This is a genomic window from Paludibacterium yongneupense DSM 18731 (genome assembly GCF_000422925.1).
Taxonomy (GTDB): Bacteria; Pseudomonadota; Gammaproteobacteria; order Burkholderiales; family Chromobacteriaceae; genus Paludibacterium; species Paludibacterium yongneupense.
Window position 1 is genome coordinate 156,273 of the sequence record NZ_KE383957.1, and the last position, 14,381, is coordinate 170,653.

Consider the following 14,381-nt stretch of genomic DNA (forward strand, 5'->3'; position numbering starts at 1 on the left):
GTCTCCCTTAACCGAGCCAAGAAGCGGCGATGAAGCTCGATCCCAGCGACATGATCACCAGAACCACGAGCACGAATTGCATGGCCAAGGGCACTTTGGACGACGCGGCCACGACCTCGGACGTCTCGCCCGGCACCGTGGCGCCGAACCAGTGCAAGAACCAGGCGAAACTGGCGACCGATTCGAGCATGGCCAGGATCACCAGCGGCAGCAGCATCCAGTGCGTGCGCGCGACCTCGAAACCGCCGGCGAAGATGGCGAATTTACTGAAGAAGCCATTGAACGGAGGAACACCGGTCACCGCGAGTGCCGCGACGCAGAAGCCGATGCCGAGCAGCGGCGATTGCTTGAGCAGGCCTTTCAGCGCCGGCAGCGAGCGCGTGCCGCAGGTGTAGCTGATGGCGCCGGCGACCAGGAAGAACAGGCTCTTGGCGAAGGCGTGGTTGAAGATGTGGGCGATGCCGCCCTTGAGCGCCAGATTGGAGCCGAAAATCGACAGCGACAGGGCGAAAAAGATGTAAGCGAGCTGGGTGATGGTCGAATACGCGAGCAGGCGTTTCATATCCTTCTGCGGCAGGTAGAGGATGAAGCCGTAGATCAGCGTGGCCACCGCCATGATGGAACCGACCACGCCTATGATTTCGGGCACATGCCCGGCCGACAGAATCGCGCGCGCGAAGATGTAGACGCCAACCTTGACCATGGACGCCGCGTGCAGGTAGGCACTGACCGGGGTCGGTGCCTCCATGGCGTCGGGCAGCCAGATATGCAGCGGCAACTGCGCCGACTTGCCCCAGGCGGCGAACAGCACGCCGAAGAAAATGAGCGTCTTGGCGCTGTCGTCGAGACCGGCCAGACCGGAGAGCGCGAAGCTGCCGGTGTGCGCGAACAGCAGGGCGGCGGCGAAGTAGAGGCCGATGGCGCCGACATGGGTGACCAGCAAGGCCTTGAGGGCGGACGCCAGCGATTTCGGTTTCTGGTAGTAGCCGATCAGGGCCCAGGAACAGCCGCCGGTGATTTCGAAAAACAGCAGTTGTCCGACCAGCGTCGATGACAGCACCAGACCGGCCATGGCCCCGATGAACACGAGCAGGAAGGCGTAGTAGCGCGGTGTGCCTTCGTGCGGGTGCTCGCGGTTGCCTTCGCTCATATAGGCGGAGGAGTAAACCGCGACCAGAAAGCCGAGCACGACGACGGCAAAGCCGATCAGCACGCTCACGCTATCGACGGTCAGGCCGAACAGGGTGGTGTCGCCGACGGCGGCGACGAGGTAGGTGTGCGCGACTTTGCCTGCCGCGGCATAGGTGTAGGCCAGCTCGGCCATGCAGATCGAGGCGATGGCTGCGAACAGTTGGCAGAGCCACTTGGCGGCCTTCTGACCGGCGAGCAGGGTGAGTGCGGCGCCGGCGAAGGGGACCAGGATGGCCGCGAGAGCGATGTTCTCCATGGTGCTAGTTTCCTCAGAGGCCGGTGAGATAGAAAACAAAGGCCAGCGATGCGACACCGAAGCCTATCCAGGTCACTTTTGGGGTCAGCATGAAGCGGCCGCGGGCCACGCTGTTTTCGACCAGGGCCGACAACAGAAAGACGACGAGCAGTTTCACTGCGGCGACGGCGGCGGCGAAGGCCAGAGCGGCCGCCGTCATCTCGCTGGCCTGACCGAAGGGAATGAAGACGCCGAGGAACATCTGCGCCACCACCAGCTTCTTCAGAGCGAGCCCCCATTTGAGCAGGGCCAGCGCGCTACCCGAGTACTCGGTCAGCGGGCCTTCCTGCAGTTCCTGTTCGGCCTCGGCCAGATCGAACGGCATCTTGCCCATTTCGATGAAGGCGGCGAAACCGAAAGCGGCGCCGGCCAGCGCGATCGCGGTCGGCGACACGTAGTGGCCGGTGGCGATGCCCAGTCCGATGCCGCCGAGGTTGGTCGTGCCTTCGATCAGGGCGGCGACGAACAGCGCGAGCATCATGATCGGCTCAACCAGCACGCCCAGCGTCAGTTCCCGGCTCGCCCCTATCGCGCCGAAGGTGCTGCCGGTGTCGAGGCCGGACAGGGAGAAGAAGAAGCGGGAGAGGGCGAACAGATAGACGACGGTGATCAGATCGCCGGCGGCGCCCAGTGGCGAACGGGTGGTGACCAGCGGCAATACCGTGGCGATGGCCAGCATGCTGCCGAACAACACATAGGGCATGACGCGGAAAATCGGTCCCGAATCCGCTGTCGCCACATCCTGCCTTTTCAGCAGCTTGACCAGGTCGCGGTAGTCCTGCAGCACGCCTGGGCCGCGGCGCGAGTGCATCTTCGCGCGCAGTACCCGCGACAGGCCGGAGAACAGCGGGGCGACGGCCAGCAGGACCAGGGCCTGGAGGATCGCAAGAAATATCATGGTTTGCATGGCAGGTCTCCTCAGGCGGCCGTCAACACGATAAGAATCACCAGTGCGGCGACGATGTAGAGGCAATAGATGCGGAAGTCGCCATGCTGAAGACGTTGCACCTGTCTGCCCAGCCAGTGGATGCCGCGCAGCATCGGCGCGACGATGTTGTCGTCGAAACGCGGTTCCATCCAACTGGCTGCGCCCGTCAGCCAGGACAGCGAGTGGCGCATCGCAGGCGACGGGTCGGCCTGCTGGCGTAGCCGGTAGAGCGGGGCAAACATCTCGCGCAGCGGTTTGGCGAAATTGCCGGCCGATACCACCATGCGTGGATCGTGGGCATAGCCGCAGGCCCAGGCATCGCCGCCGTGGCGGCGTTTCTGCCGTTGCTCGCGGTACAGTCCGCCGAGGACGACGGTGACCAGCAGGCCGCCGGCCAGCAGGATCGCGACCAGGGGGGTCGAGAGCGCGGTCCGGGTGGCGGAACCCGGGTACACGAGTGTCTGGCTGGCGACGTCGATGGCGCCGGTGGCGGCCAGCTGCGACGCGATATGAGCGATGACAGGGGCGACCAGGGCGGCGCCGAGTCCGAGTGCGATGCAGGCCAGGGCCAGCAGCGCCATGCCGGCGATCATCGGCGCCGGCACTTCGCGGGCTTCGGCCGCATGCGGGCTGCGCGGTGCGCCGGAGAAGCTGACGCCATACACCTTGACGAAGCACATCACGGCCAGCGCGCCGGTGATGGCCAGCATGACCACGACGATGGGGCCGGCCAGGCGGATCAGGAAGGAACCCTGCAGGCTCATCGTGAACAGCGACTGATAGGTAAACCATTCGCTGACGAAGCCGTTGAGCGGGGGCAGGGCCGAAATCGCCATCGCGCCGATCAGAAAGGTCAGCGCGGTCAGCGGCATGCGCCGACCGAGCCCGCCCATCTTTTCCATGTCCTTGGTATGCAGACGAAATACGACCGAGCCTGCTCCGAGGAATAACAGCCCCTTGAACACGGCGTGATTGAGCAGATGGTAGAGACCGGCGAGCAGGCCGAGCACCGCCAGCAGCGGCTGATGCGTGGCCATGCCGACCATGCCGGCGCCGACCCCCATCAGAATGATGCCGATGTTTTCCACGCTATGGTAGGCGAGCAGACGCTTGATATCGTGCTCGGCCAGCGCATAGAGCACGCCGAGCACGGCCGAAATGCCGCCTATGGCCAACACCAGCAGCCCCCACCAGGTCGTGGTGGCGCCCAGGATGTCGACGCCGACGCGGATGATGCCGAAGATGCCGATCTTGACCATGACGCCCGACATCATCGCCGAAGCGTGCGAGGGGGCGGCCGGGTGGGCGCGCGGCAGCCAGCCGTGCAGCGGGACCATGCCGGCCTTGGCGCCGAAACCGAAGAAGGCGAGCAAGAATACGGCGGAGGCTAGCGGCGTGCTCAGATGCAGATGGCGGAAGCTGGCGAAGTCCAGACTGCCGCTGTGCTGGTAGAGCAGGAAGAAGGCCAGCATGATCAGCACCGAACCGGCGTGGGCGATCAGGAAGTAGAGGAAGCCGGCCTTGACCGCTTCATTGCTCTGCTCGGAAATCACCAGGAAGTAGGAGGCCAGCGACATCATCTCGAAGAAGATGAGGAAGTAGAAGGCATTGTCGACCACGACCAGGGCAAGCATGGACGCGATGAACAGATTCATGAAAAAGCCCATCGCCCAGGCTCCGCGTCCCTCGTACTCGCGCACATAGGAAAGCGAGTAGACCGAAGCGGCCAGTGCGAGCAGCGAGATCACGAATACCATCAGCGCGGCGAGCAGGTCGAAGTGGACCACAAAGCGGGCGAAGGGGAAGGGCCCGCTGCTGGCGAAGTCCAGTGTTTGTCCGCTCAGCAGGGCCGGAGCGGATGCGGCGAGTCCGGCCAGCGCGGCCGCGCTGCCGGCAAGCCCGGCACAGCGGATACCGAGCCGTTCGTTCGAGGCAAGCAGCAGCGAGGCAAAGGCTCCGGCCACGTAGAGCAGAACCGAAACCAGCACAAGTGGCAGAGTGTTCATGATTTCTCCGGGGGAAGGAGGGGCGGCAGGTTCGGACCGATTCCGGCAGCGGCGGCGCGGCGCTTGGCGGCGGCGCCATCGGCCAGCGAGGCATTGTCGACCACGAACATGGCCCGGGTCGGGCAGACGCGGACGCACTCGGGACCGTTCGCGCTGAATGCGCACAAGTCGCATTTGACCGCCACGCTGCGTACGCCGGGCGTCCAGGCAAGCAAGGGGCTCAGCGCGGCGCTCTGGGTCGCCGGTGCGGCGGCCGGCAGATGCGAGATGGCTTTGGCGACCGGCTTGCTGCCGTCGGGCGTGATGGCGCCGAACGGACAGACGATCGCGCACAGCTTGCAGCCGATGCACTGATTTTCGTTGAGAACGATGGCGTCGTTCTCGTGTTTGATGGCGTTGACCGGACAGACTCTCGCGCACGGCGCGTCTTCGCACTGGCGACACAGAATCGGCGCGGTTCCACGGGCCTGACGGGTGACCGTCAGGCGCGGATGATCCTGTAATCCTGCCGCGCGGTGCACCATGGCGCAGGCCGCCATACAGGTATTGCATCCGATACAACGTTTTGGCTCCGCAATGACGAAGCGGTTCATAACCGTCCCCCCTGGTTTGGCCGAATCGTCCGGCCGCCCCCCTTTGAGCATTTTTCATGCCAGAAGGACTGCGAGGGTCTTGTGCGTATTTAATTCATTAAAAACAAATTGTTACCGTGTATTTTGGCGTGTGGATTGCGGTGTCGACACTGTCGAAATGGCGGCTGTCGACATAAGTGACGACGCTGTCGACGCCACGGGCGTCGACAGCGTCCAGGGGTCAGCAGATGCGCGGCAGTTGCTCGCCGGTCAGCCAGTCGACCATGCGTACGCCGCCGAAGCGGGTGCTCATCTGGACGAAATGGTTGGGGTCGGCGGTGACTTCGCCGATGATGGCGGCGTCGCGTCCCTGCGGGTGGGCGCGCATGCAGGCGAGCAGGCGTTCGGCATCTTCGGGCGGACAAATCGCCACCAGCTTGCCTTCGTTGGCGACATAGAGCGGGTCGAGGCCGAGGATTTCGCAGGCGGCGGCGACTTGGGGCTTGACCGGGATCGCTTCTTCGCGCAGATGCATGCCGCACTCCGACTGGTCGGCGAATTCGTTGAGCACGCTGGCGAGCCCCCCGCGGGTCGGATCGCGCAGGCAGCGCAGGCCGGGTGCGCATTCCAGCATGGCTGCGGTCAGGCGGTGCAGGGCGGCGGTGTCGGAGACAAGGTCGGAGTCGAGCGCGAGGTTTTCCCGCGCCGACATGATGGCGACGCCGTGGTCGCCCAGGCTGCCGGACAGCAGGATCGCGTCGCCCGGGCGGGCGCGGTCTCCCGACAACTCGATACCTGGCGCGGCCACACCGATGCCGGTGGTGGTAATGAAGACGCCATCGCCCTTGCCCTGTTCCACGACCTTGGTGTCGCCGGTCACGATGGGGACGCCGGCTTCGCGCGCGGCGCGTGCCATCGAGACGACGATGCGCTCCAGATCGGCCAGCGGAAAGCCTTCTTCTATGATGAAGGCGGCGGCCAGATACAAGGGCTGGCCGCCGGCCATCGCCACGTCGTTGACCGTGCCGTGCACCGACAGGCAGCCGATATCGCCGCCGGGAAAGAACAGCGGCGAGACGACGTGGCTGTCGGTGGCCATCACCATGCGCCCGGTGCCTGGCGGCAGGGCGAAGGCGGCGCCGTCGTTCTGTTCGCGCAGCAGCGCATTGTCGAAATGCTTGACGAACAGGGCTTCGATCAAATGCGCCATGGCCCGCCCGCCGCCCCCGTGCGTCATGTCGACGCGGCCATGACGGAAATCGATTGCCTGGGTGAATTCGCGGCGGCTCATGATTTGCTTTCGGTCGCCGGAGCGGCCGCCGGCTGGCGGAAGCGTCCGTAGGTATAGTGGGCGGCGCAGGCTCCCTCGGAGGACACCATGCACGCGCCGATCGGGTGTTCGGGCGTGCAGCCGGTGCCGAAGGCCTTGCATTGCGCCGGATGTTTTTCGCCGCGCAGGATCGCGCCGCATTCGCAGGCGCGGGCATCGGCGACGACCCGCATCGGAATGTCGAAGCGGCGTTCGGCATCGTAGGCGGCGTAGGCGTCGCGGATGGCGAGCGCGCTATGCGCGACTTCGCCCAGACCGCGCCACGCGAAACGGTCGCGCAGCTCGAAGACCTCGTCCACGCAGGCCTGGGCCTTGACGTTGCCGTCGGGAGTGACCGCGCGCGTGAATTCGTTCTCGACCCGGGCCTGCCCGCGGTTGATCTGGCGGACCAGCAGCAGGATGGACTGCATCACGTCCAGCGGCTCGAAGCCGGCGATCACGACCGGGCGCCGGTAGCGTTCGGCAAAAGCCTCGTAGGGGCGGCTGCCGATGATGGTGCTGACGTGGGCCGGCCCGATGAAGCCGTCGAGCGAGACCGATGCCGCCGATTCCATGATGTGCGCCATGGCCGCCGGGGTGAGGACATGGTTGCTGAACACGCTGAAGTTCTTCAGACCGAGCGCGGCCGCCTGCTTGATCACGACGGCGGTCGGCGGCGTGGTCGTCTCGAAGCCGATGGCGAAAAACACCACCTCGCGTTCGGGTTCCTGTTGCGCGATGGTCAGCGCCTCGGCGCAGGAGTAGACCATGCGCACGTCGGCGCCCTGCGCGCGCGCCTTGATCAGCGACAGGCGGCCGGAAGCCGGTACGCGCAGGGTATCGCCATAGCTGCAGAGGATCAGCCCGGGCCGGTTCGCGAGTTCGATCGCGCTGTCGATGCGACCGATCGGCAATACGCAGACCGGACAGCCGGGGCCGTGGATCAGTTCGATCGCCGCGGGCAGTAGGTCATTCAGTCCGTAGCGCGAAATCGCGTGAGTATGTCCACCGCAAAACTCCATCAGCCGATAGCGGCGCGCGGGATCGACCTCGCGTGCGATGGTGGCGGCCAGTCCGCGCGCGAGATCGCCGTCGCGGAATTCGTCGATGTATTTCATGCGCTCAAGTCCATGGCCGTGTCCGGGGCGCCCATCTCATTGATCAGTGCCAGGGTGCGCAGGGCTTCCGCCTCGTCGAGTTTGCCGATGGCGAAGCCGACATGCACGATGACGTAGTCGCCGACCGCGACCTGATCCAGAAGGGCGATCGACACCTCCTTCTGTACGCCGCCCAGTTCGATACGGGCCTGATTGTCGCCGCACAGGGCGGTGACGCGTGCCGGGATCGCTAAACACATGGTGATTCTCCAGATTGAAGCCGCGCCCGGGCGACCCAGGCCTGTCCGAGCGACAGGCCCCCATCGCCGGGCGGAACCGCGGCGGCCATCAGCACTTTCAGGCCGCGCGCGGCAAAAGCGCGTTCGAGCCCGTCGGCGAGGACGGCATTGAGAAAACAGCCGCCGCCACAGGCGACGGTATCGAGCTGTTGCTCGCGGGCCGCGTGCGCGACCCACTCCGCCAGCGCTTCGATCAGCGTGGCGTGAAAAACGGCGGCACCCTGCACCGGATCGGTTTCGTCGGCCAGGCGCGCGGCCAGTGGGGCGAGATCGAGCAGCAGTCCGCCTGCGCTGGCCGCGAGACGGTAGTCGGCGGACGCGACCGGCGGCAGCGGCTCTCCCGGCGCGAGCAGACCTTCCAGCCGCATCGCCGCCTGGCCTTCGTAGGCGCAGCGCCGGCTCACGCCGAGCAGGCCCGCCGCCGCGTCGAACCAGCGTCCCATGCTCGACGTCGGCGGCGATTGCGTGCCCTTGGCCAGCATGCGCGCGAGCAGTGGCGCACCGGGCTCGTCGGCGAAACGGAAGCCGATCTCGTTGCCGCGTCCGAGCAGGAACAGCGCGGCGGCGGCCATGCGCCAGGGCTCGCGCGCGGCGCGGTCGCCGCCGGGCAGCGCCAGCTCGCTCAAATGGCCGAGACGACACCAGTCGGCCCCATCGACGCGCAGCAATTCGCCGCCCCAGGCGCGCCCGTCGCTGCCGAGCCCGACGCCATCCAGCGCGAGACCGAGTACCGGTCCGGTGGTGGCGGGATGCTCGGCCAGCACGGCGCCGATATGCGCGTGATGATGCTGCACGGCCAGCGCGGGGACGCCCCATTGCTGCGCGAGACGTCGTGCGAGGCGGGTGCTGAAGAAGTCGGGGTTGGCGTCGTGGGCGACCGCCGCCGGTGTCACGCGCAATATCGAGCACAGATGCGCGGTTGCGGCTTCCAGTGCCAGGCAATTGGCGACGCGGTCGAGGTCGCCGATATGCTGCGACAGAAAGGCCTGGTCGTGCCGAGTCAGGCAGAGCGTCGTTTTCAGCGCGGCGCCGAGCGCGAGCACCGGCGGGCCGTCGCGCCCGAGCGCGACCGGACGCGGGGTGTAGCCGCGCGCCCGGCGGATGAACCGCAGCTGCGTGCCGTGCAGGCGCGCGACCGAATCGTCGCAGCGGGTGACGATGGCGCGGTCGTGCATGAGCCAGGCATCGGCCAGTCCGGCCAGGCGCGTGAAGGCTTCGTCATTGTCGATGACCAGCGGTTCGCCGCCGGGGTTGGCGCTGGTCATGACCAGCGCCAAGGGCTGGGCCTGCGCGAGCCAGCCGGTTCCGGCCGGACGTCCGGCCGCTTCGTGGAACAGCAGATAGTGCAGCGGGGTGTAGGGCAGCATCACGCCCAGCCAGGACAGTCCCGGCGCGACGCCGGGAAGCAGGGCATCGGTGTCGGCGCGTTTGGGCAGCAGCAGGATAGGCCGTTCGCTGCGCGCGAGCGCTGCGAGCGCGCCGGCGTCGGCGCGAGCATAGGCGCTCACCGACGCCGGCGCCGCCAGCATGATGGCAAGCGGTTTTTCCTCGCGTCCCTTGCGCAGGCGCAGGCGGGCCACCGCGGACGGGTTGCCCGCGTCGCAGACCAGATGAAAGCCGCCGAGGCCCTTGATGGCGACGATGTCGCCGCGTCGCAGCCGCGCGAGAGTTCCGGCGAGCGCATCGCCGGCGACCGGCTCGCCGGCCGCGTCGTAGAGCGTCAGCTGCGGGCCGCATTCCGGGCACGCGTTCGGTTCGGCGTGAAAGCGACGATGCGCGGGCTCGCGGTACTCGGCGAGACAGGGCGGGCACTGCGCGAAGGGCGCCATGCTGGTGGCCGCGCGATCGTAGGGCAGCGCACGTGCGATGGTGTAGCGAGGCCCGCAGTCGGTGCAATTGATGAAAGCGTAGCGATGGCGCCGGTTGGCGGGGTCGAACAGCTCGGCCAGGCAGGCGGGGCAGGTCGCGCTGTCGGGGCCGATCGCGGCGTCGGTTCTGCCGCCCGCGGCCCCCGTCGCGGCGATGACGAAGCCCTTGCCTGCGGCGGCGGCGACCGGTTCGGCCGTGACCGCGTCGACGCGGGCCAGCGGCGGGGCGTCCGTCTGCAAGCGCCGTTCGAAGTCGGCGAGCGCGGCGGCGTCGCCCTGGACCTCGATGGTGACGCCGTTGTCATCGTTGCGGACCCAGCCGTCCAGGGCCAACGCATGCGCGAGCCGGTAGACGAACGGACGGAAGCCGACGCCCTGCACCAGGCCTCTCGCCGTCAGGCGCCGGCGCAGAATGCCGCTGGGGGCGTTCATGTCCGCATCAACCTGCGTGCGCGGCGGCGGCCTGCTGCCCGCGCGAGAGCCAGGCCAGCCATTCGGCCATGCCGGCGCCGCTCTTGACCGACAGGGCGATGACGGGCAGCTCGGGGCGAACCTGGCGCGCGTAAGCGATCGCCTGCTCGACATCGAAATCGACATGCGGCAGCAGATCGGTCTTGCTCAGCAGCAGCAAGTCGGCGGCGCGAAACATATCGGGGTATTTGAGCGGCTTGTCCTCGCCTTCGGTGACGGACAGGATGACGACTTTGTGCGCCTCGCCGAGATCGAAGGCGGCAGGGCACACCAGATTGCCGACGTTCTCGATCAATAACAGACTGTTGTCGGTCAGCGCCGCCTGCCGCTCGAGTTGCGCGAGCGCGTGACCGACCATGTGTGCGTCGAGATGGCAGCCACGGCCGGTGTTGATCTGCACCGCCGTCGCACCGGTCGCGCGGATGCGGGCCGCATCGTTCGATGTCTGCTGATCGCCCTCGATGACGGCGATCGGTCCGTGCTGCCAGCGGGTGATGGTGTCCACCAGCAAGCTGGTCTTGCCGGAACCGGGGCTGGAGACGAAATTGAGCGCGAAAATGCCGGCGCGCGCGAGGCGTGCGCGGTTTTTCGCCGCCAGTGCGTCGTTGGCGGCGAGCAGGTCCTGTTCGATCTTCAGTGTGCGTCCGGCATCGAGTCCTGGCGCGTGTGCCGCGTCGAGCGGGCGGTAGGCGCCGGTGGGCGCCGCGGCGCCACTACGCGCGCTGCGGCGATGCAGTCCGTGATCGTGTGGGTGAGGGTGGTCGAGCGGTTTTCCATCCAGGCTGACCGCGTCATGGCCGCAACCGCAGCTGCTACACATGGAGTTCTCCCTGCCGGCGTGGCCGGCACTGTCAAGGGTCAGGCGATGTCGATGTCGAGTACGCGCATCTGATCGCCATCGGTAATGGAGAGGTCGAAGCCCTGGCATTGCGGGCAGGGCATGCCCCAGCGCTCGAGGCCGACCTCGGCAGCGCATGCCGCGCACCAGGCCCGGCCCGGCGGCCGTTCGATGCTGAAGCGCGCGTCTGCCGCTATCGTGTCACGGCTTGCCACCTCGCAACAATACTGCAGCGTATCGGACTCGACATGCGCGAGTGCGCCGATGGCCAGCCGTACGCCGGTCACCCGGCTGGCCCCCGCGCGTCGGGCGGCGGCCCCCACAATTTCCAATACGCTCTCGGCAAGCGTCAATTCATGCATGTCGGTCTCCACGACGCACGGCTCATGATGCGCATGCTAGCACTGTGCGGCACGCCATGACGCTGCGGTGGATCAAACCGGACCGTGTACGCCCCCAGTGCGAGTCTGCCGCGCAGGGCGGCTGACGGGCGTCGACAAAAGTGACGATGACAGGGATGTCGACAGTGGCATCGACACCTGACACGGGCGCCTGTCCGGATGCAAAGCCCCGTCTTTGCTGGCTTTCGGGTCGTCGGGCGCGCCTGGAAACCATTGGCACGGCAAATGCTTTATCGGGGGGGATCCTGGCTTCGCGAGCGTTGCTGTCGCGCTATGCCGAGTGCCACCACAACCCAGATCAGGAGCCACTAAGGAGGCGTAATGATGAACCGGTTCGTTATCGCAGAACCTGATAAATGCATAGGGTGCCGCACCTGTGAAATCGCCTGTGCCCTGGCTCACCCGGTCGGCGCAATCGCCGCCCCCCTGACGCCGGCGACGTTTGCGCCACGTTTGACCGTGGTAAAAGGCATGAAGATCAGCACGCCCGTGCTGTGCCGCCACTGTGAAGATGCACCGTGCGTCAATGTCTGCCCGAATGGCGCCATTGTCTATCGTCAGAACAGCGTTCAGGTGCTGCAGGACCGTTGCGTCGGTTGCAAGACATGCATGGTCGCCTGTCCTTATGGCGCGATGAATGTGGTGGCGCGGCCGGCGGCCCAGCCTGCGGCCGGCTATGCGACGACGCATGCGATCAAGGCCGAGGTGCAGAAATGCGATCTGTGCGTCGATCATGCCGGTGGACCGGCCTGCATCCCCTCCTGTCCGACCAAGGCCCTGCATCTGGTCGACCGCAATACGATGGATGCGGCCCGCAAGTCGCGGCAGGAGCGCGCGGCACTGGACATGACGAACGGCAGGCTGTTCTGAGCGAGAATTGAATCCTCCGCAAAGGGAGTTGGAAAATGGAGAAAGTAATATCCGTATGCCCGTACTGTGGCTCTGGCTGCAAGCTCAACCTGCTGGTCGAGAACGGGACGGTAGTCGGGGCGGAACCGGCCAACGGCGTGACCAATGAAGGCGAGCTGTGCCTGAAGGGCTATTTCGGCTGGGATTTCATCAACGATACCAAGCTGCTGACTCCTCGCCTGAAGCAGCCGATGATCCGGCGTCAGCGTGGCGGCGAATTCGAAGCCGTCTCCTGGGACGAAGCGATCAGCTATGCGAGCTCGCGGCTGCAGGAGATCAAGGCCAAGCACGGTTCGGACGCCATCATGTGCACCGGCTCGTCGCGCGGTCCCGGCAATGAATCCAACTACGTGATGCAGAAGTTCGCGCGCGCCGTGATCGGCACCAACAACATCGACTGCTGTGCCCGCGTGTGCCACGGCCCGTCGGTGGCCGGCCTGCAAGTGACGCTCGGCAACGGCGCGATGAGCAACTCGATCTGCGAAATCGAAGACAGCAAATGCATTCTGGTGTTCGGCTACAACCCTGCCGATTCGCACCCCATCGTGGCCCGCCGCATTCTCAAGGCCAAGGAAAAGGGCGCCAAGGTCATCGTCTGCGACCCGCGATTCATCGAAACCGCCCGGCTGGCCGATATGTGGCTGCCGCTGCACAACGGCAGCAATATGGCGCTGGTCAACGCTTTCGCCAATGTACTGATCGAAGAAAATCTGTACAAGCAGGACTATGTGGCGCGCTATACCGAGGGTTTCGAAGACTATCGCGCCCTGGTGTCCAAATACACGCCGGAATACGTGGAAACGATCACCGGCCTGCCGGCACAGCAGATCCGCGAAGCCATGCGCGTCTATGCCGCAGCGCCGTCGGCGACGATTCTGTGGGGCATGGGCGTTACGCAATGGGGGCAGGCGGTCGATGTGGTCAAGGGACTGTCCGGTCTGGCCCTGCTGACCGGAAACCTCGGACGCCCGAACGTCGGCGTCGGCCCGGTGCGCGGACAGAACAATGTGCAAGGCGCGTGCGACGTCGGCATGTTGCCCAACCAGTTTCCCGGCTATCAGCATGTCTCCGACGAAGCCGCCAGTGCCAAATTCGCCAAGGCGTGGGGTGTGCCGGAGTTGTCCAAGCGCGTCGGCTTCTCGCTGACCGATGTTCCGCATGTGGTACAGGAAGGCAAGCTCAAGGCCTATTACATCTTCGGCGAAGATCCTGCCCAGACCGAGCCCGATCTGGAAACGATGCGCCAGGCGTTCGAGAAACTCGAATTCATCATCGTGCAGGATATCTTCATGACGAAGACGGCAATGTTTGCCGACGTGATCCTGCCTGCCACCTCCTGGGGCGAGCATGACGGCGTGTATTCGAGTGCCGACCGCGGCTTCCAGCGCTTCTACAAGGCGGCCGAACCCAAGGGCAACGTCAAGCCGGACTGGGAAATCTTCAGCCTCATGGCCACTGCCATGGGCTATCCGATGAAGTATCGGGACACGCGCGAAATCTGGGACGAGATGATCGCGCTGTGCCCGCTGTACACCGGTGCCACCTACGACAAGCTTGCCGGGCTCGGCTACGTGCAATGGCCCTGTCCGACTGAAGACCATCCCGGTACGCCGTGGTTGTACAAGGACAACAAGTTCGATACCGCGAGCGGCAAGGGGCTGTTGTTTGCCGCCGAATGGCGGGCGCCGCTCGAGCAGGTCGATGCGGAATACCCGCTCGGTCTGTGCACGGTTCGCGAAGTCGGACACTACTCCTGCCGTTCCATGACCGGCAATTGCAGTGCGCTGCAGACGCTGGCCGACGAACCGGGCTATGTGCAGATTCATCCGGACAACGCCGCCAAGCTGGGCTTGCAGGATCAGCAACTGGCCTGGATCGCATCGCGCCGCGGCAAGGTGATCGCCCGCGTCGCCGTCAACGAGCGCGTCAATGCCGGGACCGTGTACATGACTTACCAGTGGTGGATCGGCGCCTGTAACGAGTTGACCATCGAGCATCTGGACCCGATCTCGAAAACGCCCGAGTACAAGCATTGTGCCGTGCGCGTCGAAGCGATTGACGACCAGCTGTGGGCGGAAAACTACGTGCAGCAGGAATACAGCCAGCTCAAGGCGCGGTTGCGGCACGCGGCGACGGTCTGATTGCCGTCGTCACGAGCGCGTGAATACAGCCGGCCGGGGCGCTTTCGCCCGGCCGG

General features: G+C 65.8%; 12 protein-coding genes. 2 read left to right on the forward strand and 10 right to left on the reverse strand.

The window, feature by feature from the left end; all coding sequences use genetic code 11:
• Positions 1 to 7: 7 nt before the first annotated feature.
• The 10 genes from G520_RS0115175 to hypA all read right to left on the reverse strand — a co-directional run bounded on the left by G520_RS0115175 (position 8) and on the right by hypA (position 11,236).
• Positions 8 to 1,447 carry a hydrogenase 4 subunit D gene (locus G520_RS0115175; RefSeq protein ID WP_028536388.1) on the reverse strand — a complete coding sequence of 480 codons (1,440 nt, stop codon included), beginning with the start codon at positions 1,445 to 1,447 and terminating at the stop codon, positions 8 to 10.
• Between the two features lie 13 nt (positions 1,448 to 1,460).
• Positions 1,461 to 2,393, reverse strand: coding sequence for a respiratory chain complex I subunit 1 family protein (locus tag G520_RS0115180; RefSeq protein ID WP_281424741.1), 933 nt, complete (start codon positions 2,391 to 2,393; stop codon positions 1,461 to 1,463).
• Positions 2,394 to 2,404: 11 nt separating this feature from the next.
• The gene (hyfB, locus tag G520_RS0115185; protein ID WP_036666383.1) at positions 2,405 to 4,420 is read right to left on the reverse strand and encodes a hydrogenase 4 subunit B; all 2,016 of its coding nucleotides are present in this window, start codon (positions 4,418 to 4,420) and stop codon (positions 2,405 to 2,407) included.
• On the reverse strand, positions 4,417 to 4,959 hold the full coding sequence (locus G520_RS25715; RefSeq protein WP_281424742.1) for a 4Fe-4S dicluster domain-containing protein: 543 nt from the start codon (positions 4,957 to 4,959) through the stop codon (positions 4,417 to 4,419). Before G520_RS25715 ends, hyfB begins: the two co-directional genes overlap by 4 nt.
• Positions 4,960 to 5,233: 274 nt before the next feature.
• Positions 5,234 to 6,283 (reverse strand): hydrogenase expression/formation protein HypE, encoded by a 1,050-nt coding sequence (gene hypE, locus G520_RS0115195; protein ID WP_028536391.1) that lies wholly within the window; start codon positions 6,281 to 6,283, stop codon positions 5,234 to 5,236.
• Complete coding sequence (gene hypD, locus G520_RS0115200) at positions 6,280 to 7,419, reverse strand: hydrogenase formation protein HypD (protein ID WP_028536392.1); 1,140 nt, start codon at positions 7,417 to 7,419, stop codon at positions 6,280 to 6,282. The genes hypE and hypD overlap by 4 nt, the downstream gene beginning before the upstream one ends.
• Positions 7,416 to 7,658 carry a HypC/HybG/HupF family hydrogenase formation chaperone gene (locus tag G520_RS0115205; RefSeq protein WP_028536393.1) on the reverse strand — a complete coding sequence of 81 codons (243 nt, stop codon included), beginning with the start codon at positions 7,656 to 7,658 and terminating at the stop codon, positions 7,416 to 7,418. The genes hypD and G520_RS0115205 overlap by 4 nt, the downstream gene beginning before the upstream one ends.
• Complete coding sequence (hypF, locus tag G520_RS0115210) at positions 7,649 to 9,997, reverse strand: carbamoyltransferase HypF (protein ID WP_028536394.1); 2,349 nt, start codon at positions 9,995 to 9,997, stop codon at positions 7,649 to 7,651. Before hypF ends, G520_RS0115205 begins: the two co-directional genes overlap by 10 nt.
• A gap of 7 nt (positions 9,998 to 10,004) precedes the next feature.
• Positions 10,005 to 10,856, reverse strand: coding sequence for a hydrogenase nickel incorporation protein HypB (gene hypB, locus G520_RS0115215; RefSeq protein WP_028536395.1), 852 nt, complete (start codon positions 10,854 to 10,856; stop codon positions 10,005 to 10,007).
• A gap of 38 nt (positions 10,857 to 10,894) precedes the next feature.
• Entirely contained in the window at positions 10,895 to 11,236 is a 342-nt protein-coding gene (gene hypA / locus G520_RS0115220; protein ID WP_028536396.1) for a hydrogenase maturation nickel metallochaperone HypA, read from the reverse strand.
• Positions 11,237 to 11,596: 360 nt separating this feature from the next.
• On the opposite strand from hypA, the gene G520_RS0115225 reads away from it, so the two are divergent.
• Both G520_RS0115225 and fdhF read left to right on the forward strand, forming a co-directional pair.
• Positions 11,597 to 12,145 carry a 4Fe-4S dicluster domain-containing protein gene (locus tag G520_RS0115225; RefSeq protein ID WP_246542756.1) on the forward strand — a complete coding sequence of 183 codons (549 nt, stop codon included), beginning with the start codon at positions 11,597 to 11,599 and terminating at the stop codon, positions 12,143 to 12,145.
• Between the two features lie 35 nt (positions 12,146 to 12,180).
• On the forward strand, positions 12,181 to 14,325 hold the full coding sequence (fdhF, locus tag G520_RS0115230; RefSeq protein WP_028536398.1) for a formate dehydrogenase subunit alpha: 2,145 nt from the start codon (positions 12,181 to 12,183) through the stop codon (positions 14,323 to 14,325).
• Positions 14,326 to 14,381 lie beyond the last annotated feature (56 nt).

Bases quoted from the DNA above. Each gene is read 5' to 3' on its own strand.
- G520_RS0115175 (WP_028536388.1), bottom strand. From the start codon at position 1,447: ATGGAGAACATCGCTCTCGCGGCCATCCTGGTCCCCTTCGCCGGCGCC.
- G520_RS0115180 (WP_281424741.1), bottom strand. From the start codon at position 2,393: ATGCAAACCATGATATTTCTTGCGATCCTCCAGGCCCTGGTCCTGCTG.
- hyfB (WP_036666383.1), bottom strand. From the start codon at position 4,420: ATGAACACTCTGCCACTTGTGCTGGTTTCGGTTCTGCTCTACGTGGCC.
- G520_RS25715 (WP_281424742.1), bottom strand. From the start codon at position 4,959: ATGGCGGCCTGCGCCATGGTGCACCGCGCGGCAGGATTACAGGATCAT.
- hypE (WP_028536391.1), bottom strand. From the start codon at position 6,283: ATGAGCCGCCGCGAATTCACCCAGGCAATCGATTTCCGTCATGGCCGC.
- hypD (WP_028536392.1), bottom strand. From the start codon at position 7,419: ATGAAATACATCGACGAATTCCGCGACGGCGATCTCGCGCGCGGACTG.
- G520_RS0115205 (WP_028536393.1), bottom strand. From the start codon at position 7,658: ATGTGTTTAGCGATCCCGGCACGCGTCACCGCCCTGTGCGGCGACAAT.
- hypF (WP_028536394.1), bottom strand. From the start codon at position 9,997: ATGAACGCCCCCAGCGGCATTCTGCGCCGGCGCCTGACGGCGAGAGGC.
- hypB (WP_028536395.1), bottom strand. From the start codon at position 10,856: ATGTGTAGCAGCTGCGGTTGCGGCCATGACGCGGTCAGCCTGGATGGA.
- hypA (WP_028536396.1), bottom strand. From the start codon at position 11,236: ATGCATGAATTGACGCTTGCCGAGAGCGTATTGGAAATTGTGGGGGCC.
- G520_RS0115225 (WP_246542756.1), top strand. From the start codon at position 11,597: ATGATGAACCGGTTCGTTATCGCAGAACCTGATAAATGCATAGGGTGC.
- fdhF (WP_028536398.1), top strand. From the start codon at position 12,181: ATGGAGAAAGTAATATCCGTATGCCCGTACTGTGGCTCTGGCTGCAAG.